14 protein-coding genes are annotated in these 25,263 nt (G+C 49.6%); 12 read left to right on the forward strand and 2 right to left on the reverse strand.

The features are described 5' to 3' along the window. Positions 1–123: 123 nt before the first annotated feature. The 12 genes from AC1XUF_RS00875 to AC1XUF_RS00930 all read left to right on the forward strand — a co-directional run bounded on the left by AC1XUF_RS00875 (position 124) and on the right by AC1XUF_RS00930 (position 20,955). On the forward strand, positions 124–1,269 hold the full coding sequence (locus tag AC1XUF_RS00875) for a LacI family DNA-binding transcriptional regulator (protein ID WP_483339670.1): 1,146 nt from the start codon (positions 124–126) through the stop codon (positions 1,267–1,269). A gap of 131 nt (positions 1,270–1,400) precedes the next feature. Further along, positions 1,401–3,200, forward strand: coding sequence for an ulvan lysase-like protein (locus tag AC1XUF_RS00880; protein WP_483339672.1), 1,800 nt, complete (start codon positions 1,401–1,403; stop codon positions 3,198–3,200). A gap of 258 nt (positions 3,201–3,458) precedes the next feature. Beyond that, the gene (locus tag AC1XUF_RS00885) at positions 3,459–4,367 is read left to right on the forward strand and encodes a sugar phosphate isomerase/epimerase family protein (RefSeq protein WP_483339673.1); all 909 of its coding nucleotides are present in this window, start codon (positions 3,459–3,461) and stop codon (positions 4,365–4,367) included. A 45-nt stretch (positions 4,368–4,412) separates the two neighbouring features. Further along, positions 4,413–5,942 (forward strand): glycoside hydrolase family 28 protein, encoded by a 1,530-nt coding sequence (locus AC1XUF_RS00890; protein WP_483339674.1) that lies wholly within the window; start codon positions 4,413–4,415, stop codon positions 5,940–5,942. Between the two features lie 40 nt (positions 5,943–5,982). After that, entirely contained in the window at positions 5,983–11,328 is a 5,346-nt protein-coding gene (locus AC1XUF_RS00895) for a glycoside hydrolase family 20 zincin-like fold domain-containing protein (RefSeq protein ID WP_483339675.1), read from the forward strand. Further along, positions 11,315–12,562 carry a hypothetical protein gene (locus tag AC1XUF_RS00900; protein ID WP_483339676.1) on the forward strand — a complete coding sequence of 416 codons (1,248 nt, stop codon included), beginning with the start codon at positions 11,315–11,317 and terminating at the stop codon, positions 12,560–12,562. The genes AC1XUF_RS00895 and AC1XUF_RS00900 overlap by 14 nt, the downstream gene beginning before the upstream one ends. A 29-nt stretch (positions 12,563–12,591) precedes the next feature. Further along, positions 12,592–15,429, forward strand: coding sequence for a TonB-dependent receptor (locus AC1XUF_RS00905; RefSeq protein WP_483339677.1), 2,838 nt, complete (start codon positions 12,592–12,594; stop codon positions 15,427–15,429). Positions 15,430–15,481: 52 nt separating this feature from the next. Next, positions 15,482–16,273: a glucosamine-6-phosphate deaminase gene (locus AC1XUF_RS00910; RefSeq protein ID WP_483339678.1), complete on the forward strand. Its 792-nt coding sequence runs from the start codon at positions 15,482–15,484 to the stop codon at positions 16,271–16,273. A 276-nt stretch (positions 16,274–16,549) separates the two neighbouring features. After that, positions 16,550–17,839: an MFS transporter gene (locus tag AC1XUF_RS00915; RefSeq protein WP_483339679.1), complete on the forward strand. Its 1,290-nt coding sequence runs from the start codon at positions 16,550–16,552 to the stop codon at positions 17,837–17,839. Positions 17,840–17,857: 18 nt separating this feature from the next. Further along, positions 17,858–19,801, forward strand: a complete 1,944-nt coding sequence (locus tag AC1XUF_RS00920) for a primary-amine oxidase (RefSeq protein ID WP_483339680.1) — start codon at positions 17,858–17,860, stop codon at positions 19,799–19,801. A 23-nt stretch (positions 19,802–19,824) separates the two neighbouring features. Continuing rightward, the gene (locus tag AC1XUF_RS00925) at positions 19,825–20,235 is read left to right on the forward strand and encodes a hypothetical protein (protein ID WP_483339681.1); all 411 of its coding nucleotides are present in this window, start codon (positions 19,825–19,827) and stop codon (positions 20,233–20,235) included. Positions 20,236–20,640: 405 nt separating this feature from the next. After that, on the forward strand, positions 20,641–20,955 hold the full coding sequence (locus tag AC1XUF_RS00930) for a hypothetical protein (protein ID WP_483339682.1): 315 nt from the start codon (positions 20,641–20,643) through the stop codon (positions 20,953–20,955). Here the strand turns inward: AC1XUF_RS00930 and AC1XUF_RS00935 are convergent. Further along, entirely contained in the window at positions 20,940–22,016 is a 1,077-nt protein-coding gene (locus tag AC1XUF_RS00935; RefSeq protein ID WP_483339683.1) for an MBL fold metallo-hydrolase, read from the reverse strand. The genes AC1XUF_RS00930 and AC1XUF_RS00935 overlap by 16 nt on opposite strands. A 233-nt stretch (positions 22,017–22,249) precedes the next feature. Continuing rightward, on the reverse strand, positions 22,250–24,754 hold the full coding sequence (locus AC1XUF_RS00940) for a glycoside hydrolase family 95 protein (protein WP_483339685.1): 2,505 nt from the start codon (positions 24,752–24,754) through the stop codon (positions 22,250–22,252). Between the last annotated feature and the right edge of the window lie 509 nt (positions 24,755–25,263).

The raw sequence follows: 25,263 nt of genomic DNA on the forward strand, positions 1-25,263 counted from the left end.
CGAATAAAGTTGCAAAAAGAACAGGAACTTTGCAAGTTGCAGATACAGAATCGATTGAGGTGGTAAAATCGGGCTACCTGTTTCAATGCGCCTGCGTCGGTTGTCGCAAGTCAAACAGGACGGGTGATCCGGGCAGCCATCACGAAATATCAGCCGATTGTTTATATTTGGCCGGTATTCAATGGTTTAAATGTTGTGGAAGGAAAAGAAGACAATTCGTTGATCGGCGTCAAGGAAATTGCACGCAGGGCGAACGTTTCACTCGGGACAGTCGACCGGGTAATCAACAATAGGGCGGGGGTGGCCGTAAAAACCAGGAACCGCGTTAACGCAATTATTGAAGAACTTAACTATCAGCCAAACGTACTTGCCCGCAGACTTGCCCTGACATCCAGGGGAACCCTGCGATTGGCTGTTTTATTGCCCGACATTTCGGAGGAAACCGAGTATTGGAAGGCACCGTTGGAGGGAATCAACAAAGCCGACCAGGAGATAAGGCAATATGGGGTTCAGGTGGAACATTACTTTTTCGACCAGAATGTCCAGTCCGTGTTTGCTGAACAGGTCAACCGGATCATGGAAAACGCCCCGGATGGTGTACTGATCACGCCGACGTTTGAGAAAGAGTCTATCACGCTGATGAAATTTTGCAAAAAGAAGAAGATCCCGTGCGTACTGATGAACTCGGACATTCCCGATCATCCGCGACTTTGTTATATCGGGCCCGAACTCTTCGACAGCGGCTATCTTTCCGGGCAAATAGTCCACTATTGCCTGAAGGAGGCGCAGAAGGCAATGATTGTCAATATCGCCAGGGAGATCGAAAACAATGTGGCGATACTGCGCAAGGAGGATGGATTTCTCGCCTATTTCAGGGAAAAGCTTTCGGAAGACCTGCTTGTTCACCTGAATATGACCGATACCAGTTATGCAGCCGTGGCCGGAAGACTTACCGCACTGCTGGAAGAAAACAAGCAGATCGGCATCATATATGTGACCAATTCCCGGGTGTCGCTGGTGGCTGAATGGCTGGAATCGACAGGAAGAAGTGACATCGTTCTGATTGGTTATGATTATCTGGACAAAAACCTGTACTATCTGAAAAGAGGGGTGATCGATTTTCTGCTTTGCGAAAAACCGCAGGAGCAAGGTTATCGCGGGGTAATGTCCCTGTTTCAATACCTGGTGTTCTCCACGACGGTCCAGGATGACTATCTGATGCCCATCGATATCGTTACCAGCGCCAATTACAGATATTACAGAAACTAGCAGGTTTATTTTTTTAAAATTTCATCTCGTGCACGTGCACAATTTTGTATTTTCAAATGAGGTACCGCTGTATTTTTTTGCTGATCGGTTTTATGTGCATGGCCCGGGCGGCCTTGCCCCAGTCGTTATCCATGAAGAAAGAATATGCCTCCACCTTGGTGAGACTTTCGGGGACATTGCTGGATCTGCAAATCGATGGGGAGGAGCAGCCCAATTGTGGGGCTCTGGCATGCAATACTTGCGATGTACTGCATACAAGGGCGGCGGAGGCCGTTTTCCCTTTTGCGGTTTCCTTCCGGATCACTGGCGAAAAGCGGTATCTAAAAGGTGCCAGGAACGCCGCATCGTGGCTGATCCGGCAGCAACAACCCGATGGCAGCTGGAAAGAGACGCCCGAAGCATGGACCGGTACCACCACGGACCAGTTACTGATGCTGCTGATGGCCTATGACGTCATTTCCGGTGAGCTGGACAGCCACGAGAAAGCCTCATGGCTCACTGCGATCTCCAAGGCCGCCGACTATCTTTACCAGGTAATGAAACCAGAATTTGCAAGTATCAACTATGTGGCCACCACCACCGCTACACTGGCCAAAGCACATCAGCTGACTGGGACAGAACGCTACCGCACCCGTGCGCGCGAGCTTGCGCACAGGACGGTTTCCAAAATGGATGAAAAAGGATTTATCAATGGCGAAGGGGGCAGGGGGATTGGTGCCAAACTAGGCATTGACCTTGGTTATGAAATGGAAATGTCGCTTTGGGGGCTGGGACTTTATGCCAGCATCATGGGCGATACACTGGTGGGCAACCGGGTACGGAATGCTTTGAAAACGCATTTATATTTTATCTACCCGGATGGTTCGGTCGATAACTCCTGGGGCATCAGGTCCAATAAATGGACCATGTATGGCGGGGCTACTTCGGATGGATGTCAGGCGCTGTTTGCGCTCTTCTCGGATGAAGACCAGCGCTACGCGAGCGCATCGTATAAAAACCTTCTTTTTTTGCGTGAGAATATCCTTCCGGGCGGTCTGATTGGCTACGGCCCCCACCATGACCGTGTTTTCAAGGAGCAGCCCTGCATTTACCCCACTTTCACCAAGGCGAAAAACCTCGCGCTGGCTTATCAGTTCGAGAAAAAAGAAAACAGGCAGTACAAGGCATTGCCGACGGAAAAGACTGGGTGGGTCAGATATTTTGACAACGTGGATGTAGCACAGGTACGGACAAAGAATTTCATGGCCACAATGACAGGCTATCGCTATAAAGACCAGAAGGCGGGCTCTAAAAGCAAATACATGTTCCGGCCCGACGGAGGCACACTATCGTACTTGTGGGTGGAAGGACACGGCGCATTGCAGGTATCGAGCGTAACCGAATATTCCCGGCCAGAGCCCATGAGCTTTCCCGAAGCGCCCGGCGTCAAATGCCTCACGCCACGGATTGCCTACCAGGATTCCATCGGATATTTTAGCAATTTGTTTGAGTTCGACGCGCATATGGGTGCCACCGCGCTGGGTAATGGCCGTTTTCGTGTGCGGGCTAATGGTGAATTAAAAAACAGGGATTGGATCAATGGCGGTGTCGCTTATACGATCACCTATACTTTCACTGACGAATTGATAGAAAAAAAGGTGGTGCTGACATACCATGACGCCTTTCCGACGGTGACCATTACCGAGCCTTTCGTGATGCAGCCAGGAATGGAGATCAACCAGGTCAATGACAAGACAGTTACTATAAAAGGAGGGAAGAGAAATTTTGTTTTCACGATCGGTGGAGGTGGCAAGCTGATCTTGGGCAGGGATGCTGAACATTATTGGACGCCCTACCCGGCAATTAAAGCTTTCCCGATAGAAATTGCGATCGCCCCGCCGAAGGAAGGATTCACACAAACGGTGACTTACCGGATTGCCTTAGAGAAGTAGTGGCTTCATGGCAAACCCTGATTTCCCAAAACCATAAATGATTAATTGTCAAAAAGGCCTTCCTGTACACTTTTATACAAATCATCTTCAAAAAGACGATAAATAATTTGGTCGCTATTTTTTTTATTTTAATTTTGTGCACGTGCACGATTGTCGATCACCCCGGCGAAAAGCCCGGTAAGCCAGTGAGAAATTCATGCACATTTTATTTTAGACATTTTTCGTGCACGTGCACGAAATCTTTGGAGAAGAAAAAATATGAATAACCCTGTTGACATATGTTGTGCATACCTCTATATCATCTCACGATATGGGTACCCGCCGCCTATTGAGGATACGGTAAGCCATATACGGGAAATGTCCGGACTGGGTTTTTCGTCCATTGAACTCGAAGGAATTGGTAAAAACAACATCGAATATCTTTTCAGGCATAAAGATAACATCAAAGAATCGCTCGAAGAGCAGGGTTGTGTCGTGCCCGTTTTATGCATCGTACTGCCGCAATTAGGCTCCGACTTGGATGCGGCCGGACAGGCAGCGTGTCTGGAACTATTCGAAATGGGCTGTGAAACAGCCCGGTTCTTCGGGTCAGAGGGCGTATTGGACAATGGGCCGCTTTTACCGCTCCAATATCCTGCCAATATGCCCGTCATGCGCCATTACAGCGGCAGCGAAGTCTATAATCTGCCACCGTTACCCGCTTCTCGCTGGGAGCATTATTGGGGAGATCTGGCAGGCAGGTACCGTTCGCTATGCGCAGTGGCCGCCCGTTACGGGCTCGATTATCACCTCCACCCTTGTGAAGGTTGTCTGACACCGTCCGTCGACTCTTTTTTGCTTTTTGCCGAAGCAGTCGGTGCGCCTAACCTGATGTTTAACCTGGATACGTCAAACCAGTTTCTGATACGGGAAAATCTGCCGCTCAGTTTGATCCGGTTGGGGAATAAGGTTAAATACATCCATATTTCGGATAATACAGGCCAAAAGGCTGGCCATCTTCCACCCGGCAGCGGAAATATCAATTGGGACATCTTCTTTTCCGTGTTGCGGGAGGTGGGTTTCACAGGAAGGCTTGCGATTGACGTAGGTGGGGCAGAGACTGAGATCCGTGACTTGGATGAGGCGTATCTCGGAACGGTACGGTGGCTCAAGCAACGACTTGCCTGATGGGCAAAGGGAGTTTATTTTACGAATGAATTAAATTAAAAATGAATGAATGCGCCTGGTAAACCATTTGCTGTGTGGGGTTGGATAATGCTTCTGGCATTTTATTTTCTTTCTGCCGGAAACCTGACGGCGCAACAGTACGATATCCGCGATTTCGGTGCAGTGGGGGATGGCGTTACCGACAATGCGGTGTCCATCCAAAAGGCCATAGACTCCTGTACCATCACAGGGGGCACTGTATATATTCCCAAAGGCACTTACCTGACGGGTACACTTCACTTAAAAAGTGACGTAACCCTCCACCTGTCGGCAAATGCAGTTTTGCTCGGGCAACCCTCCGCAAATTTTTACCCTTATCAGGACTCCGGGATTCACTTTTACGGTGAGGACTGGGCAAGGCAGGCGATGATTTTTTGTAAAAACCAAAAGAACGTGGCTATTGAAGGGAAAGGGACGATTGACGGACAGGGTGCCGCATTTGTGACCGCTACTTTGAAAAAACCCGACCGGTATAAAAACAGGCCTTATCTCCTCTGGTTCGCAGGATGTGAAAACGTTTCGGTGACTGGCGTACAACTGCGAAATTCAGCATTCTGGATGCAGCATTATTTAGGCTGCCGGAAAGTGCGCATCGACGGCATCAGCATCTGGAACCATTCCAATAAGAACAACGATATGATGGATATCGACGGCTGCAGCGATGTGACGATCTCCAACATTATAGGCGATTCGGATGACGACGGGATTACCATCAAAAGTACTTCACCGCTCATATCCGAGCATATTGTGATCTCCAATTGCGTCCTGAGTAGCCATTGCAGCGCCATTAAATTCGGTACGGAATCTGTCGGGGGCTTTCGCAATATTGCGATTTCAAATTGTGTGATCAGGCCATCGGCCAAAACAACGACCATTTACGGCAAACCCGCCGGGATCGGCGGCCTGGCGATGGAGATCGTAGATGGCGGGGTGATGGAGCATATTACAGTCAATAACCTGATGATCGACGGCCCGGAAGTGCCGCTTTTCCTGAGGCTCGGCAACCGCGCCCGGAAGTACATCGCAGCAGCAGAGGCGCCCAGGCCCGGGACCATGCGCAACATCAGCATTTCCGATGTGGTCGCTACCGGCGCAGGGACGACGGGCTGCTCAATTTCAGGTATCGCCAAAGCAAACGTTGAGAACGTCTCATTCAATAATATTCGCATCGAGTTTGCCGGAGGAGGGGTAACCGCTGACGTAACACGAAAAATCGAGGAACTGGAAGAGCTGTACCCGGAAGGAACAATGTTTGGCACACTTCCGGCATTTGGATTTTTTATCCGGCATGTGAAAGGGCTCAGGATGTCGGGTATCAGTATGTCTGTGGTAAAACCGGAGCAGCGTCCCGCGTTTTTTGTGGACGATGCCAAAGATTTCACCATTCTCGACATAGATACAAAACAGGCAGGTAAGTCGGTGCTCGTACGCAATAGTGTGGACGGACTGGTGTCGGCAAAAAACAAAGGCAAAGCTTCGGAGGATTTTCTCCAAAAGGATGGATCTTCGAAAAGCATCAGGGCCAGACTGGACTAAATTTTAAAATCAAAGTAACAACTCAGTTAACGTATATCTATTGTCGTTAGTCAAAACCATCGGTCTGCTCGTGGGAGCACTTTTGACCTTCTGTCATGCGAACGGAAGACAGGCTGACCATTTTTTGTTCGATATGGGCTCTACAGTTTCCCAGGTCGAAAAGGGTTTTGTTCGCGTAACACCGGCCACCAATTATTCCAAACAGCGCGGCTACGGGTGGCTCTCGGCCTCCCTGCACGCATTCGATACCCTGTATAACCGAATTCCTGATTCGCTTTTCCGCGATGGGATTATAGGTACGGGTAGCTTGGTGTTTAAGGCTGATGTTCCGCCGGGCGAGTATTTTGTATCGCTAACAGTGGGCTATCCCGGACAGCAGGCAATGCCTATGGAAATTACGGTGAACGACAGCCCTTTGGCAACGATCACAGTTCCATGGTACCGGCTTCCATATCGCTCTGTCCGCAGGAAAGTGGCGATTGGAAAGAGCGGGGCAATTGTAAAAGTAAAAGGCACCGGACTGACCCAATTAGCGGGTATTTATAGCCTGGAATGCAGGCCGGTAGCGGCTTGGCCTGCAAATGCTTTTACCGAAGGACCCGAGACAGACTTATCCGAAATGACTTCGGCGGCATTGTCATTGGAGAAACAACTCAGAAATGATCCGGGAAATGTAACGCTGGAAAGCCGGTTGGATATCTTACAAAAACACATCATTGCCACCACATTTTACGAGCAGGCAGGTTGGTCGGCTGAGGTACGGAAAACCAGGATGAACCAGATACAGCGCATGTATGCGGCGGTCGATCTGCTGGATCAGGTCGTAGTTGATCAGGCATCTCCAATATTTGTTAAGTCTCTCTACCTTTTGGCCAAAATACATTATTGGCTTTATAAAGAAGACAATGAGTTGCTTACAGAAAGCAAGGCGCCCACGTTTTTCAGTGAGTTATCGAAGATTTTTCCTGATCACAGGCTGATTAAGATGTACAAAGGCGACCTGATTGAGGATCCATATATTTCGGATGCGGATATGCAGGGTGCGCCGGAATGGGCCAGACTCCAGCAGGAGGCGATGGGGCGTATGCTCAAAGTAATTCACTGGTGGGTGAACGAGCGCCAGGCTGCAAACGGGGAATTGGGCGGCAAGTACGCCGATGACGTGGAAATGCTCCGCTGGTGGCTGCCCGCTATCGTGGGTGCAGATGACGAAACCGCCCGTAAAGGCTATACCCGCCTCGCCGACGGGATCTGGAACAGCGGGGAACTTGTAAGGGGTTACGATAAAAAGATAGACGATGTCGAACACGCAGCAGAGCTTTTTAGGGATTCGCACGCAGGAATGTTCCTGGTCCGATACGGTGACCCTTCCTATGTGGAGCGCGCGATGATCAGCATGCAAAATTTTGACAAAGTCTGGTCGGGAATTACCCATTTAGGGCACAGGCATTTCAAATCGTACTATTTCTCTGCGACAGAAGCTTTGGAAAAATCGCCTTACGGCGTGGACGTCCCGCTGAACGCCAGGGCATTGCTCACCGGATTATGGGCTGCCTGGTACAACCGCAACCCGGTGTTGATCCGCCAGTTTTCCGAATGGGCAAATGCATGGGTAGCCGATGCAGAAAAAACAGAAAACGGCAAACCTGCGGGCATCATTCCGTCCGCTATATCTTTTAAAAATGAGTCGATCGGAGGGAATTCCAAGAAATGGTACGATCCCGGATTGCGGTACAATTACTATCAATGGGACCATCTGGGGCACATCGCAGAGCTTTACAGTTTCCTGAACGGCATGCACGATCTGACCGGAGACAAATCTTTTCTTAACCCGATCAATAAGGTGGCAGAGTTGATGACACGCCAGGATGAAGAGACGGAAACAGCCCAGGCCGGCTCGCTGAAATGGGTAGAACAAACATTGACGACAGGAGGAGACGACAAAATAGCGGCTGCAAATCCGTTTGGCAACTTATTTGCCATGACCGCCAAACTGAGCGGAGATCAGCAATATAACCAGCTGATCAGCCAATATGCTTCGCCTTATAACAAGTACCAGCTGACCGGCGACATGCAGGAACTGCTCGGCGGTTTTGACCAGATCCTGCATTCCCTGCGCTACAATTTCCCGCTGCTGACCAGCGAAGTAAAATTCACTGACCGCGTATATGTGCGGGGAAGCGACCTGCTGACGGGCATGTACACAGGACATTTCGGGAGGGGATTTGAATATCCGGCATTGGTAGCGACCTGGAAAAATACAGGCAGAAATGTGTCGGTATTCGTCAGGAAAGGTGATCGATCTGCTGCGCTTGTTTCGCTTTACAACGCGGGGGGCGCCAGGCAGGTGGAGATGAATACCTGGATGCTGGCACCCGGTGTGTACAAGCTAAGTGTTGGAATGGACGAAAACGATGATACGGTTGCCGAGAAGCTGATTCACGAGGAATTGGTTACGATCCGGGAGCGGGTTGGGGTGATCCGGATTGACCTTCCGGCCAGAAGTGAGGTGGTGGTCACGATAGATAGGGAAAAGCTACTTGAACCCACTGAAACGTCGTTACCAGATATTGCAATTGCGGCCAGGGATATAAGGGTTTTGATCAATGCGGGTAAGCCGGGTATTGAAGCTGATGTGCATAACATTGGGAATGCCCAATCGGGTAAGTCGATGGTATATCTGATTGTAAATGAATTGAATGCTGATAGTGTCGCACTGGCGCCTATTGAAGCTCCAAATGATCTGGTACCACGTGTGCAGAAAGTCCGTTTCGATTTCAATCCAAAAGCCGGCCGGAATCAGATTACAGTGAAGGTGACAAGTGAAGGTCAGGAATTGAATTCTTATAACAATGTTGCGACGATCCAATATGCCGATACAGTCGCCAAAGTGCTGCCGGTACTACCTTTTCCCCAGGTGGTAACGCAGGGAGGAAATCCAATGGCTTTCTCAGCTTCGGCGGATTTTAAGGTAACAGGTTTGGACGCGGGGCAAATACAGCGACTGAGAGCGCATTGGGAGACATTTTTGCCTGAATTGAAAGGAGTTTCTGCAAATCAAAAACAGGTTATTGAGCTCGTTTTTCTCAAAGATATCCTTTCCGCCGACACGGCATTTTTAGCCAAATCAAAACTTTACCGCGATAGCATTGGAGCAGAAGGTTACCTTTTACAAGCCCGTTCCGGAAAAATAACGATCGCCGCCCATACCGAAACCGGACTTTTCTACGGATTGCAGACCTTGCGCCAGCTCACGCGAGCAGGCTGGAAACAAGAGCTTTTCATTGCAGACTGGCCTGCTTTTGCGACCAGGGTTATTTTCGACGATATCAGCCGCGGACCTATTTCGACCATTGGTTATATCAAAAAGCAGATCGAAAGAATGGCCGAACTGAAGATCAACTATCTGTCCTTCTACATCGAACACATCGTGCAACCGCTTTCCCACCCGGATTTTGCACCCAAAGATGGAAAATTGACGATTGCCCAGATAAAGGAGTTATCGGCTTATGCGGAGCGATTCCATATGAAACTGATTGGCGGCTTTCAGTCATTCGGGCATTTTGAGAAAATCCTGGCTTTGCCTCAGTACAAATCCATGGGCGAAACCGGCTCGCTGATCTCCCCGCTCGATCCCAAAGCCAGACAATTCCTGGAAGATGTGATCGGGGAGCTGGCAGATGCGTTTAATGCGCCCTGGTTTAACGTCAATTGTGACGAAACATTCGACCTCAACAAAGGGAAATCCAAAGCGTACATCGACAGCATTGGTGCGGACCGCTTTTATGCCGACCATCTTAATTTCCTGTATGGGGTTTTGAAAAAACACAACAAGAAAATGATGCTATGGGGTGATGTTGCGATACAATACGAAAAGATCCCCGAAATGCTGCCGAGGGATGTAGTGTACCTGACCTGGGAATATGGCGATGCCAAAAGCTACGACCATTGGATCAGGCCATTTGCCAGCCGCAGACTGGAATTCATGGTGTGCCCAGGCGTACTGAATTCGTACCGGATGTTCCCGGATATGGTGATGGCGAAGGCCAATATCAAAGGTTTCCTGGAAGCCGGAAAGTCGCAGGGCGCCACGGGCGCGTTCACGACGTTGTGGGACGACGGAGGTACCTATCTATTCTCGGCCGACTGGTACGGCGTGTATGCGGCAGCCGAAAAAAGCTGGAATCTGGCGACCCAAAATGAGGCGGGATTTGATAGCCGGTACAGTTTAGCCGCGTACGGGTCTAAGGATAACAATTATGTGAAAGCCGCTTTTAAATTATTGGAATTGAGAAGCTTGCCGCTTACCTACAATATGAACGACGTCCTGTGGCAGCAGGAATTACTGCCGGAAACAGGCCAGCCTTTGTGGCTGAACAACACTTCGGTACCAGAAGCGAAAAAAATCCTTGAAGAAGCGTCAAATCTGCTGGCGAATGCGAGACCGGAATTCAATGCGGACGATAGCAAGACCCTCGCGCATTCGATTGCCCAGTACACATTGATGATGGATTCCCGGCAGATACTTGCCTCGGCAGCTGCAAGTTACCGTCAGGCTTTTGCTTGGAAAACCGAAAAACCTGAGGACGCGAAGAAGCTGGTTAACCAGTCGGCCGATGCTGTGACAGGTCTCAAAGAAAGGTATGTTGTTTTAAAAAATAATTACAGGAAAAGCTGGCTGAAAGAAAATCAACCCTATTGGCTCGACGTGGTGATGGCTACTTATGATGTCAAGATCCATGCTCTGGCTCGCCTGGAAAGTGCGCTTAGGAAAGTAATGAAGCCAATTCCGGGAAAGCTTACTTTGCCGGCTCCCGACGCAATAGGTTTCGATATTTCCGAAACACCGCATACCTACTTCACCTACTGGCTGCTGAGTGGTCCTTTTCCGGCAGAGAAAGAAGGTACCGCACCTGGATTTCTTTATTCGGAAAATGAAGAATATAACAAACCGCCCATCCCGGGAGGCATTGCGACTTATAAAGGGAAAAATTACCGCTGGCACAAATTCGCCACCAAAAACGGCGGAATGATCGATCTGGGCAACTATTTCGGAAAAACGGAATCCGCGACCGGTTACGCGTACTGCACTTTGAACGTGACCGGTAAAAATGTCAACGAGGTATTTGTTACATCTACTGCTGGGACGGAGGTTTTTTGCGATGGAAAGCAAATAGCCACGATTGCAGCAAGCGGGAAGATTGCCACCGAGCAGAAGATACCAGTCTCCCTCAGCAAAGGCACCCATCTATTTCTTTTAAAAATACCCCAAAAAACTGGTGTGCCCTGGACATTCAACATGCGGCTCAATGACGAACTACAGGTTGTCAACACCAAGCATAAATATCAGACGAATTCTAAAAATAAAACCTATGAAGTGGAATAACCCCGGCCGTCGTTTGTACGTGTTCATCCTGGCCTTGTTTTGGGCGACAGCGGCCAACGGACAGGCAAAAAAGGAAGATTACCTATTGGCTGTTAACCAGATCGCGCAGTATATCTCCGGCCCGATGATGGATGAGCAGGGGAGGTCGAGATGTGATTATAACATGACCGAGGGGAAATGGTACGAGTACGAAGTTCCCTGGCATACCGGGCAGGCCGTCAACGCGCTGCTGGCCGCCTACAAGCAAACCGGCAACAAAAAATACCTGGCTGCGGCCATCAAGGGAGGCGACTATTGGGCAGGACTGGAAATCAAAAACCATCCGGTCCTCAAAGGGATGGTGAACGCGCACCATGGCGATACGATAGGCGAGGATTTTATTGTTTTCGCGACCGTTTCCGATGGTACCCCGGGTATTTACGAACTCTCGCGGGTAACCAAAAATGACAAATATGCCAAGGTCGCCACGTCGGCTGCCTACTGGATGATGAGAAATATGTACGATGCCGAAAAAGGCATATGCTACGATAATATTGATGCAAAAACCGGCGAAGTGCTCAAAGAAAACAGCCCTTTCTGGAAAAATAAGGCAGAGCAAACGTTGTTCGATGTTTCAAGGCCCAATACAGAAGGCTGGCTGTTCAAAGATGCATTCGAGTTTTCCGGGGATGCTAAGTTCAAGGACGCTTTCATCAATTTGTGTAACAGCCTGATCGAAAAACAGGGACCGGAAGGTGTCTGGATGCGTTTTATGCCCAATTCTGTGGAAGCCAGCTCCTTTCACCCCCGCTTTTCATTGTGGTATGCCGAATCGCTGATCCAGGCATTTAAACTGACCGGCGAGAAAAAATACCTGGACGCAGCTTCCCGCACGGCCGAGGTTTTTGCCAAAGCGCAGCAAAACGACGGGACGATTTATTACGATAACTACCTCAACGGCAGGCAGCCGGATAAAGGATCCATCACCGGTTCAGCCACGGCATTGGCCGGGATTGTCTGGATGCAGCTTTCCCAAAATGGCTACAAGCAATTTGACCAAAACATTGAAAAATCGGCCAGCTGGATCCTGAAAAACCGGTACGCACAGGATCACCGCGATCCGAACCTGCGCGGCGCGGTGCTCGAAACCCGCATCCGGTTCAAAAAAGGCAAAGCGTGGCTTACCAACCGCGACACCGGAAGCACGTTTGCCCTTCGCTTTCTAGTAGATTACATCGGCTACAAATTCAAATAAATCCTACATATAACCGCTCTCGATTCTTTATGAAAAAACTACTCACTAACTATGGAGCCCGCGCGGGCATGCTGGGCGCTTTTTTGCTCATGTTTTTCGTTTCGCCCGTTTTTGCACAGCAAAGCCACGGCAGTGTAAAGGGGCAGGTTACGGGTGCCAACGGAGAAATCCTTCCGGGAGCATCGGTTTTTATCAAAGGGACCAATATCGGTAGCGTTACCGACATTGCGGGCAACTACACATTGCTGAATGTTCCGGCCGGCGGGCAGACCATCACGGTCAATTACATGGGATTTCAGCCTGATGAACAAGCAGTGGGGGTCGTGGCAGGTAAGACTGTTTTTGCAAACGCAAAGCTCAAATCGGCTGGTCTGTACCTGGGCGAGGTAACTGTCACGGCTTTGCTCGAAGGGCAACGCAAGGCGTTGAACCAGCAACGGAACTCTGATAATATCAAGCAGGTGATCTCTGCCGACGTGATGGGACGTTATCCCGACTTGAATGTGGCCGAGTCATTGCAGCGGTTGCCGGGGGTTACTATTGGCAGAAACAGCAGCGGGGAAGGTGCAACCGTGCAGATGCGCGGTACGCCTGGTAACTTTACCAACATCAATGTGAACGGCGAACAGATCATGGGAACCCAGGAAGACGGCTCCCGGAATGCGCAACTGGACGTGATCCCAATTAATGTGCTTTCGTCTATGGAGGTAGTCAAAACGCTTACGCCTGACCTGGATGGGGACGCGATTGCTGGTGTGGTGAATATGAAGACACCGACTGCTGCCACGTTGAAATCGAGATTTGCGGTTGACCTGGGAGCCGGTTATAACAACCTGCGCAGCAACCTGAACGGCATCGGGAATGCCTCGTGGGGCAAACGGTTTTTCGCTAGCGAGAAAAGCCCGAATGGTAAGCTCGGCGTGATCGCCACGGGAAGCTATTTCCGTACTAAAAACGGTTATGACGAGATCAGGGCGCAGGTTTGGGAGAAAAACGATTATGGCAAAGGTGAAATTTATTTCCCTACAGACATCCGGCTGTTGTATGTCGAAAACGAGAGAACCCGGATTGGCACGTCGGCTACGGTCGATTACAATTTCAGCCCGACGACCAATATCGTCGCCAACTTCATGTACAGTACCCACAACAACGACCTGACCCGCTACCGCAAGCGCACCCGGATGCAAACTGCCCGGAATGTGCTGAATGAGGACGGGGAATATACCAATTCGAGGGGAAGGGGTTACAATGAGATCAAAGCCGCTACCGAGGACAACAGTAATCTGAATTTCAATATCCAGGGAGAAACGTTATTGGGCAAGCTAAAACTGGATGCGGGGGTTTTTATGAACAAATCCGAGTTTGTGAACCGGTCGGGGACGTACAACTTTATCACCGGAAATATTCCGCTGGCGATCTCCGACATCAGTACGGATTATCTGTCTGCTTACAAGACAGACTGGAAAAACGACGCTTCGCTCTACACTTACAACACGGTGGAACGGGACTGGTGGAATACCAAGGGCACCAACTTCACTGCCCGTTTAAATGCCAGCGTCCCTTACCAGATTGGCGACAACTCGGCTTTCTTTAAAGCCGGGGTGAAGGTCAAACGCATGCATAATGCACGCTCGCGCCCGGACGAAACCATCGTAACCACCTATGCGGGCGCAGCCGACGCGGGACGGTTGACCAACTTTTCCGGAACGCCGGAAGTATCCGACGATTTGCTGGATGGGCACACCAATTTCGGGCTGGGGGTGGACAAGGACAAAACAATCAACTTCCTCAACGATAACCTTGGCACCGATCTCTTTCCGATTAATGTCGCCGCAACCAGGAACAGCATCGACTCCTATTATTACGACGCGCTGGAAACCGTTTCTTCGGCCTACCTGATGAACCGGATCCAGTTCAACAAACTGATGTTCCTGATCGGGGTTAGGCTGGAAAAAACCAACGTGGACTACAAAGGCAATATCATCCAGACGGACGCGGATGGAAACTGGGTGTCGACTACGCCCAACGAGCAAAGCAACGATTACCTGAAGGTCCTTCCGAACGTTCAGTTCAAATACGATATTGACAAATCCTCGCTGGTGCGCGCCGCATTGACCTATGGCTACTCGCGTCCCAACTTTGTGGACTTGGTCCCGGGCCGACTGATCAGCATCCTGAGTGAAACCATAACAGACGGAAACCCCCAGCTCAAACCGGCGTTTTCGACCAACGTGGACCTGATGTATGAGAAATATCTGGATAACCTGGGGATCATTTCAGGAGGATTTTTCTATAAAAAGATCAATAAGTTTCAGTATAACAGCGTGTTTGCGCTGGCCGGGAATGAATTTGAAGGAGCTGAGCGCTACACAGGATGGAGATGGTTCAGAACGTTAAACGGCGAAAGTGCCAATGTGCTCGGAATGGAGCTGAATGTACAGGCTAACCTGACTTTCCTGCCTGGTATATTGAAGGGGATTTCGGTGATGGCCAATTACACCTACACCCATTCCAATGCAGATGCGCAGTTCCGTAAGGACCTCCGGCTGCCTGGCCAGGCCGATCATGCTGCCAATGGGTCGCTGGCTTTCACGCACAAGAAATTCACGATACAGGGTAACCTCAACTACAACGGCGCTTACACGGTGTTGCTCGGCGACCAGGATGCAACCGACGTGATCCGCAACAAGAGGATCCAGATCGACGCCAATGCGACTTACCGGATCACCGATAAGATTTCATGTTACGTGGAAGCACAAAACCTGACCAAAGCGCCACAAACGGATTATTTCGGGGAGCGTGACAGGATCTACCAGAAACAATTCTATTCGTTCTGGGGCCGCGCCGGGGTGAAGTTCAGGTTCTGAGCATGTGAACAAGGACCATATCAATATCAATTCATTTAAAATTACCTTCTTAATGTCTATTATCAGAAAAGGAACGGCTGACCAGTTGGAAATCAGGGTTTTTGAAAACAGGGAACAGTTGGGTAGGAACGCTGCGAATACGGTGGCTGAAAAAATCAACGAGCTGCATCAGACGCAGGAAACCGTCAACATCATTTTTGCCGCTGCCGCTTCCCAAAACGAATTTCTTGCCAAACTGATCACGCTGGATATCGACTGGACACGGGTCAATGCTTTTCACATGGACGAGTACATCGGCCTTCCTGTCGGCGCCCCACAGCATTTCAGCTATTTTTTAGGGGAGCAAATTTTCAACAAGGTGCCTTTTGCAAATGTATTCTGTCTGGACGGTGGTGCCGAAGATACGGAGGCAGAGTGCGAACGGTACGCGGCTTTATTATTGGAATATCCGACCGACATTACTTGTATGGGAATTGGAGAAAACACGCATCTGGCCTTTAATGACCCTTTTATCGCTGATTTTGATGACAGTAAGTTGGTCAAAGTAGTGGAACTGCACGATGCCAGCAGGCAACAGCAGGTCAACGAAGGTTGTTTTGCTGCCTTGGAAGAAGTGCCAAAAATCGCTTTCACGCTCACGGTGCCGGCTCTGCTCAAGGCAAAGGCGATTTACAGCATGGTGCCTGGTCCCTCCAAGTCCCAGGCGGTCTACCACACTTTGGTGGACGAAATTTCGGTAAAATATCCTTCCACGATTTTACGTACTTTGTCCAACGCGGTTTTGTTCCTGGATGAAGCGAGCACGGAAATGGTTTTTCAGGAGCAGAATGTTGTTTTTGAGTGATGATTGCCAGCCGATGTTGGTGACAACACCAACATGAAGTGTCATTCCGTAAGGGTTAGTTATTGTTCCGGTCCGCTGCACCTGGTGGTCATTTTAAACATTGTTATGCTACAAATCTTTCGGCGCTCTGCGCCTTCACCAACAGGGCGCAAAGCGCCGGAAGATTTGTAGCGAGCATTCAAAGAGCCTTACCATTCAAGGTGCAGCGCACCGCGACAATATGCATACCTAATTGAATTTTGTTTTTTGCATCCACAATAACCCTTAGCCCAAAAAATGATCAATAACACGACCGGAAATTACAGGTGGGCGATCTGTACCCTGTTGTTCTTTGCCACGACAATCAATTATCTCGACCGGCAGGTATTGGGTTTGCTAAAACCGGTACTCGAAATGCAGTATGGCTGGACAGAACAGGACTACGGTTACATCGTGATGGCCTTTTCGGCAACCTATGCCATAGGTCTCGTGGTTTTCGGCCGGGTGGTTGACCGGATAGGCGCAAAAACAGGGTACACGATTTCCGTAACGATATGGAGCATTGCGGCGGTATGCCATGCTTTTGTGACCAGCTCACTGGGTTTTGGGATGGCCAGGGCAGCATTGGGGATAGGTGAATCAGGTAATTTTCCGGCGGCTGTGAAAACGGTGACCGAGTGGTTCCCAAAACGGGAGCGTGCGCTGGCTACCGGTATTTTCGACTCAGGGTCCAATATCGGCGCCTGCGTTGCGCCCATACTTGTTCCCTGGCTTTTGGGTGTTTACGGCTGGCAGGCCGCATTTATCATCACCGGCGCAATCGGCTTTATCTGGCTGGCTGCCTGGCGGCTGATCTACCAGCATCCCGATCGGAATGTAAAACTCTCTGCCGAAGAGCTTGCTTACATCCGCATTGACGATGAACCTGAGGAGGACCTCGCCGCGGCAGAAAAGATTCCGTGGACGAAGCTATTCACCTTAAGACCCACATGGTCTTTCATCATGGGGAAATTCCTTACCGACCCGATCTGGTATTTTTTCCTGTTCTGGCTGCCTTCTTATTTCAGTACTACCTTTAGTCTGGACCTCAAAAAGCCAGGGCTACCGCTGGTTATTGTGTATTCGGCCGCTACCGTGGGCGCGATTGGCGGCGGTTTGTTATCATCCTGGTTTATCAAAAAAGGCTGGTCGGTTTCCAAATCGAGAAAAGCCGCATTGCTGATTGCTGCCCTTTGCGTAGTGCCCATCATCGGGGCCCGCTTTGTGTCGGACATGTGGGTTGCGGTGGGGCTTATTGGCCTCGCGGTTGCAGGCAACGCGGGCTGGAGTTCCAATATCTACACCATTGTTTCAGATATGCTTCCCAAAAGTGCGGTTAGTTCGGTCATCGGCATTGGCGGGATGGCGGGTGCCATCGGAGGGGTTTTGTTTCCCTTGTTCATTGGCTATACCCTTGATTTTTACAAAGAAGCCGGTAACCTGATCGCCGGCTACAATATCATATTCATCGTATGCGGTGTATCCTTTCTGATCGCCTGGCTGACGATCCATTTCATCACTCCCAGGATGAAGCCTGTTGAACTTTAAGTAAAATCTATTCAGTTTATGAAAACCATCACTCCTGTACTGCATCCCCTGCAATCGCTCACCGCTGAGGAAATCAGCCGGTTCGTTGCATTTGTCCGTCGTGAAAAGGGTTTCCCTTACGAGACCACCCGGTTTGTTTCTATTGTACTCAAAGAACCTTCTAAGGCAGAGTTTGCCCGATTTACCAATGGTGGAGAAGCGCCTGCACGGGCCGCTTTTGCTGTCATTTACGACAGCCTCACCGGCATCACCCACGAAGTAACTGCACTGATCAACGAAGAACAGATCATCAAATGGGACTCCATCCACGGCGTGCAGCCGACGATGACTGCGGACGAGCAAATTGAATGTGAAGAAGTGATCAAAAATGATCCTGCTTTTGCGGAGGCTCTGAAAAAACACGGAGTGGCTAATCCGGACCTGGTGATGATCGATATCTGGACAGCGGGTAACTACGGTGCGGAAGAGGAAAGCAACCTGCGGCTGGCACGTCCGCTTTGTTTTGTGAGAAGCGACGAAACCGATAATGGTTATGCGCGGCCTATTGAAGGCTTGCGTCCGGTAGTGGACTTACGGCTGATGAAACTGATCCGCATCGAAGATTATGGCTACACGCCCCTTCCGCAGCAATCGGCGAACTATCGCGCCGACCGTGTGCAAACGTTCCGGACAGACATCAAACCGCTGGAAATCTCACAACCTGAAGGGCCAAGCTTTACGGTGAAAGGATACGAAGTGGCGTGGCAGAAATGGAATTTTGTAATAGGTTTCAATTCGAGGGAAGGCCTGGTTTTGCACAACATTACCTATCAGGATGAGGGTAAAGTAAGACCAATTCTTTACCGTGCGTCCCTTTCGGAAATGGTGGTCCCTTACGGAGACCCGACGGCGACGCAAAAGAGGAAAAATGCATTTGATACCGGTGAATATGGCATGGGACAATGTGCCAATAGCCTTACGCTGGGCTGCGATTGCCTGGGATATATCCATTACCTGGACGCCGTGATGAACAACAGCCGGGGCGAGATCGTGACGATCGGGAATGCGATATGTATGCATGAAGAAGACTATGGGATCCTCTGGAAGCACACCGACCGCCGTGATGGAAAAGCCGAGGTAAGGCGTTCGCGCAGGTTGGTTATATCATCGATCTCTACCGTTGAAAATTATGAATACGGGTTTTTCTGGTATTTCTATCAGGATGGAAATATCCAGTTTGAGATTAAGCTGACGGGTATTTTGTCCCTGGGTACCTTGCCTGAGGGTGTGAAATCCAAATATGGTACGCTGGTCGCCCCACAGGTATACGCGCCCAATCATCAGCATTTTTTCAATATGCGACTTGATTTTGATCTGGATGGAGAAGCCAACTCGGTATATGAGCTGGATGTCGTCCCGGAGGAGGAAGGACCGGATAATCCTTTTGATAATGCATTTTATGCAAAAGCAACTCTGCTGGATACCGAGAAAAACGCAAGAAGAAAAATAAACCTTCCCACTGCCCGTACCTGGAAAATTGTGAACCCGCATTCCAAAAATGCGCTGGGTGAGCCGGTTGGCTACAAGCTGATGCCCGGGGATAACTGTTTCCCTTTTGCCACTGAGCGAACCAGCTGGTACAGAAGGGCAGGGTTTGTGCAAAACCATTTGTGGGTCACCCCATTTGCCGAGTCTGAAATGTTCGCTGCCGGCGATTATCCCAATCAGCATCCGGGCGGTGACGGGCTGATCAAATGGACGGAACAGGACCGGAAAGTCGCCGATCAGGACATTGTAGTTTGGTATACCATGGGACATACCCATATCCCGAGAATGGAAGATTATCCGGTGATGCCAACAGCTTACATTGGATTTTTATTGAAGCCAAACGGGTTTTTTACGCAAAATCCCGCCAATGATGTGCCGCCGTCTGTCCCCCAGAAAGCTGGGAACGCAATCTCGGGGTCTTCCTGCTGTCACTGAAAACGCTTAGAAGGAATCACCTGATGGATAGACATGGAGATACCGTCAAACAACTTTTGGGCTGGACGCAGGAAGCCAGCAAAATGGCTGCCGCGGTAGGCATTTTGCTCTTGCCTAAATGCGGCTTGTGCCTGGCTGCCTATCTGAACCTGTTCAGCATATTCGGGCTTTCCTTCCGGCCTTATGCCTCCTGGGTTTTGCCGGTATTGCTCTCGCTGCTGGCGATCAACCTGATCCTGGCCTACCTGAAAGCCCGCAGAACAGGAAGCTACCTAGCATTTATGCTTTTGTTGTTAGGGGTAGGGCTGCTTTTTGCCGGCAAGGTCTGGTTGCTGAAAGAGACTTTAAGCTACGCGGCCCTGTTTTTTATGACTGTCGGATCAATGATCCAGATATGGCAATCACGCAAAACGTGCAGCCGCTCTTTTGTATAGACCGCTGAAATGACCGGGTATTTCCCTTCGGAGGAAGCTGCGCAGCAATTCCATCCCGCCTTATCTTAATGGGGCGGGATGTTTTTTTGCCAGATGGTTTTTCAGAAGCGTTTGCATTGAGATTTATTCACTCGGTTTTCGGCAAGATGACTATGATACGGAGGGTGCCCGATCATGAATTGACAGGATTCGGCAGGTCTTCGCGCGGAGAATGTTTTACGGAGGCTGAACTTTCGCGGTAATGCCGGCCTTTTCATCAGCGGAGCATTTTCTTTTTTTCTGAACTTGTCCAGGCTTCCTGCAATCGGAAGAGCTTAGCTTTTTGGCTCGGCTTCGTCTGTAAAACTACCATTGCGTTGAACTCTTTTTTGCAACTTTCCGCTGACCATCCTGTCTAATCTGGAAATGGAATATAACGACAATGACAGGTTGACGGACCAGCATTTGGTTGAGCGTGTGTTAGGTGGTGACAAGGCCGCGTTCCGATCGGTTATTGACAGGACGCAGGGACTTGTCACCCAGATTGTTTTCAAGATGATCGCTAACCATCTGGATTTACATATCAATGAAATAGAGTTAAGCCTGGTCAGCAAGGATTTGTCAAGGATATTGGCTTATCATTCTCTTCAACCTCTGATTTTTCAGCTGTTGCAAGAAGCAATGGAATTGCGATTTTCATCGGCGAAGAAACTTTCCAGGCCGGGTTACCGGCGAATGTAGTGAAAGGACTCTCCCCAGGTCATATTCAGTATCTTAAAGTGTGAGGCTTTGAGTTCAGGGTAAGTAAGCTGAAGGAACTCGGAATCTCCCCAAAAAGGCACCCTGTCGTCTACCGGATGCCCTAATTCATTTTCATGTCCTGGTATAACAAGCTCAGGCCCGAAGCCTTTTACGATACGGAATATTTCATTTGTCCAGCTTGGCGGCATCAGCACATCGACGTGGTGATTTTTGGCCACCTGATCAATCCATTCATAATCGATCATAAATGGTCCCTCATTGATCTGGTCACCCATATGTGAGAAAGACAAGCCTTCGGGCGTATATACCAAAGGGACATTGTTTTCCGTGCGCTGCATCTGGTGACCGGGATAGAGTACAATTTTCAGTTTCTGACCGTTTTTGAGAACCAGTTCCTGCAAAGTGTCGGCTTGCCTTTTCAGGTGGGTGATCGTTTGATGGATCGGCTTTCCCGACCAGATTTGGGGTGGGGCAACCACCGGCTTTCCGCTGTCGATAAAAAGTTTGGCAATCGCTTCATCGGCATGGTCCCTGTGATAGTGGCTGACAAACAGCACATCGCATTGCCCGATTAGCCGGCTGATCATATTTTCGGGAAGGGCAAATGAGTCGGCGCGGGCACTTTTGCCATCAACGAGATCGAAGGCAAGCGTTACCGTTTTGGTGCGGATTATAAAACCCATGTTGTACAGTTTCCATATCACGGCTCCCTGTTCCACCCGGGTATGCTCCATTTCCAGGAGTGTCCTGGCCATTCTTTCATGAAAGAAATCCTGTACTGGCTTCCGGTAAGCAGCATGTGTGTCGTGCAGCACGGCATCGAGCAGCATCAGGCTGCTCAGCCTTTCCGGTTGAGGGAGCGGTTTGGGCGGATACTTCTTTAATGTTGCATTGATTTGGGTGAGAAACGCCTGCGTTTGCCGGTCCATGTATGCATTGCCTTTAACGTCCAGGCAAGGATCGGGGGAGTTACTGTTCTGGGCAACCGAGACGGAGGTGGAAAGCAGGAGAATGGCCAGAAGAAGGCGGACTTGTACCATAGAGAGAACTTAAAAGTACTGGGTAAAAGAAATCATCATTTCATTTACCCCCCATTCTCAATTTAATACCTGTTCCCATCCTTAAAATTTAACGAAAAGACACTAAGTCCGAGCCCTCCGCTTATGAAAATGAAACAGGGCGCGCCAGACACCCTATTTCATTTTATCATTAAGCGCAAAATAATCCAGCAGGTTTCTTCCCAAAAGCAAAAGCGTTGCCGCTTCAATATCGATCAGTAAACAGCCTGGAGCTGGTACGTTTTCCCTTTCTCGGTTTTGAATTTGTAGATGTAGTCAGCTCCTGTTTTTTCCGTCGTAGCCACAGCGCCTGTTACTTTTAGGGGAGTATTTGTTTTGATCACGCACCATTCGCCATTCAGCGATTTGACCTGGGAGTGGACCAGTTTACCACTTTTCCAGTCGATATCCACCTCGAATCCCGAACGTGCCCGCAATCCTTTCACCCTGCCATCCTTCCAGGCAGAGGGCAGGGCAGGCAAAAGATGAATTTCTTTCAAATGGCTCTGAATCAGCATCTCCGACATTCCTGCCGTTCCTGCGAAATTACCGTCGATCTGAAACGGCGGATGCGCATCGAAAAAGTTGGGATAGGTACCGCCTCCCCTGAACTCGTCTTTCCCTTCATTGGTGTATTTCATGAGCTGGCGAATGAGTGTATAGGCATGATCGCCATCCAGCAGCCTCGCCCAGAAGTTAATCTTCCAGCCCTTACTCCATCCCGTTCCACCGTCGCCCCTTACTTCCAGCGTCTTTCTGGCAGCCTGAAAATAATCCGGGGTATCCTGTGAAATACGGTGCCCCGGGTGCAGCCCGAACAGATGGGATACGTGCCGGTGCAGGGTATCCGTCTCGTCAAAATCCTTGTACCATTCCTGGATTCTGCCCCGGCTGTCTATTTTCAGCGGGTAAAGTTTTGCTCGTTTTTCAATGAGCAATGTCTTAAAGCTCAGGTCATTGCCCAGCACATCGGCTGCTTCGATCAGGTTGGAAAAAAGATCGTATACAATGGAGATGTCCATGGTGGTAGCCACAGAAACGGCAGCTTCACCGCCTTTCGGATCTTTGAATTTGTTTTCCGGCGACGTAGAGGGAGCGGTGACCAGATAACCATCTTGATCTTCAACCAGCCAATCCAGGGTGAACAAAGCCGCCTCCTTCATGATTGGATATGCTTGCTCCTTCAGAAAAGTTTTGTCGCCCGAGAAGCGGTAATGTTCCCATAGATGCTGGCATAGCCAGTTTCCGCCCATATACCAGTTTGCCCAGACCGGATCACCGTCCCCCACGTTTCCGACAGGGTCCGACAATCCCCATATATCCGAATTGTGATGTGCCACCCAGCCTTTTGCGCCGTAAAATTCTTTTGCCGTGACCTTCCCTGTTTGCGAAAGGTCCCTGATCCATGAAAGCAGCGGAGTATGCATCTCCGACAGATTGGCGACCTCGACAGGCCAGTAATTCATCTGCGTATTGATATTGATTGTATAATTCGAACTCCAGGGCGGTCTCATTTCTTTATTCCAGATACCTTGAAGATTGGCAGGCGGACCGCCGGGAACTCCTGGAATGGCCCCGCGGGACGACGAAATCAGCAGGTACCTCCCATATTGATAGTACAGGGTTTCAAGTTTGGGATCATAATCGCCTTTCGAATAAGCGATCAGACGTTCATCCGCCGGCAATTTTGTATTCGGATTATTCTTCGTGCTATCGGTAACCTCGAAGCTCACCCGGTTGAAATAAGTATGGAAATCGTCCAGGTGCCGCTTCATCAAAACGCCGTAGCCTTTGGCGAGCGCCCTGTCCAAATAGTTCTTTGCCAGTTGCTTCTCGTCCTTGCCGTCCCTGTCCGGACATTTATCGAAACCGTTAAAGCTCGTCGCCGCGGACACATAAACCAACACTTCACTTGCGTTCTTTACATGAATACCCGAAGTATCCGTCGAGATCGCGCCGTCTTTACTTTCAGCCTTTATTCTGAACTGGAAACGGGTCCCGTTGCAGCCGGTCGGATCTTCGTAAATGACAGGCTCTTTGCCCGGCGGATTATAGTAATTGGGGCTTACATGTGATGGAGCCTTTCCATTAACCACAAGTTCTCTGGAGGAGCCGGTTTCCAATTGATAGCGCAGCTGGCTGTTTGCCGAGATAGTCAGGTTCAAATGCTTAGGCGCTGAAGAAGAGATCCTGATTATCAAGATATTGTCGGGTGCGGAGGCAAAGATTTCCCGGGTGTAAGTCACGCCGCCGATGGTGAACCGTGTGGTCGCTTTTGCGTTGGCAATGTCCAGGTCACGGTAATAATAGGTGGGCTTTTCACCCTTAAAATCCTGGCTAATCTTTAAATCACCCATCGGCATATACGATTCGGTGTACAACCCCTGCATTTTTTTCAGCAATTCATTCGCCTTCTGGTAGTCGCTTTCTTTCAGAAGCGCCTCCCTCACTTGCGGAAGATAGGACGCAGACGCAGGGTTAACATTCGTTTTTACAGGCCCGCCAGACCAGAGCGAGCTCTCATTGAGTTGTAGTAGCTCTTGTTCGATCCCCCCGAAAACCATCGCGCCCACGTGCCCGTTCCCAATTGGTAGGGCTTCTACCCACTGATCAGCGGGTTGCTTGTACCAAAGTTTCAGGTCGGGCTGATTTTGGGCGAAGGAATTGAGAAAGAGCAGTGTAAGGAATGCCGGGACAAGTAGCTTTTTAAGTCGATACATAGGAGTTACTGATAGGTGAAAATGGATTCGCTCGCAGCGCAATTTATTGTTTCTAACTGGCAGAATGTGACCGTGGCGGCAAACCCCGCCTTTGACGGCCCCGCAATATTGAACTTACCGCCGTCGGTGCTTTATACATCATCTTTACTGGTTAAAATTTAAATGAGCCCGTCTCAATGACCGGGCTGCTAATTTAGTTGCTTTATTGCTATGTGATACATCGGCCGGGGTCTTCATGGATGTGCTGATATAGAAATAATAGGTCTGAAGCTTTTTGCATGCGTGATCGGGTCGTAAAGAGGGCCGATCCAATTTAAGTTCCACCGGTGACAAAAATCAAGGCGTATATATTACTGCGTTAGTTTGATTGCGTTGCGATGTCGGATCAGGATAAACCTTTGCCGCCTGCACTGAGCAACAAATTTATTGTCAGCGGCTTGAGTACCTCGGGGCTGTGAAAAAAAATCCCCGTTTCCTTGATTTTTTACAGTAACTTCTTCTAAGTTTAC

It is taken from the genome of Dyadobacter sp. HNCC25DJ185 (assembly GCF_056895195.1).

Bases quoted from the DNA above. Each gene is read 5' to 3' on its own strand.
- AC1XUF_RS00880 (WP_483339672.1), top strand. From the start codon at position 1,401: ATGAAGAAAGAATATGCCTCCACCTTGGTGAGACTTTCGGGGACATTG.
- AC1XUF_RS00885 (WP_483339673.1), top strand. From the start codon at position 3,459: ATGAATAACCCTGTTGACATATGTTGTGCATACCTCTATATCATCTCA.
- AC1XUF_RS00890 (WP_483339674.1), top strand. From the start codon at position 4,413: ATGAATGCGCCTGGTAAACCATTTGCTGTGTGGGGTTGGATAATGCTT.
- AC1XUF_RS00900 (WP_483339676.1), top strand. From the start codon at position 11,315: ATGAAGTGGAATAACCCCGGCCGTCGTTTGTACGTGTTCATCCTGGCC.
- AC1XUF_RS00905 (WP_483339677.1), top strand. From the start codon at position 12,592: ATGAAAAAACTACTCACTAACTATGGAGCCCGCGCGGGCATGCTGGGC.
- AC1XUF_RS00910 (WP_483339678.1), top strand. From the start codon at position 15,482: ATGTCTATTATCAGAAAAGGAACGGCTGACCAGTTGGAAATCAGGGTT.
- AC1XUF_RS00915 (WP_483339679.1), top strand. From the start codon at position 16,550: ATGATCAATAACACGACCGGAAATTACAGGTGGGCGATCTGTACCCTG.
- AC1XUF_RS00920 (WP_483339680.1), top strand. From the start codon at position 17,858: ATGAAAACCATCACTCCTGTACTGCATCCCCTGCAATCGCTCACCGCT.
- AC1XUF_RS00925 (WP_483339681.1), top strand. From the start codon at position 19,825: ATGGATAGACATGGAGATACCGTCAAACAACTTTTGGGCTGGACGCAG.
- AC1XUF_RS00930 (WP_483339682.1), top strand. From the start codon at position 20,641: ATGGAATATAACGACAATGACAGGTTGACGGACCAGCATTTGGTTGAG.
- AC1XUF_RS00935 (WP_483339683.1), bottom strand. From the start codon at position 22,016: ATGGTACAAGTCCGCCTTCTTCTGGCCATTCTCCTGCTTTCCACCTCC.
- AC1XUF_RS00940 (WP_483339685.1), bottom strand. From the start codon at position 24,754: ATGTATCGACTTAAAAAGCTACTTGTCCCGGCATTCCTTACACTGCTC.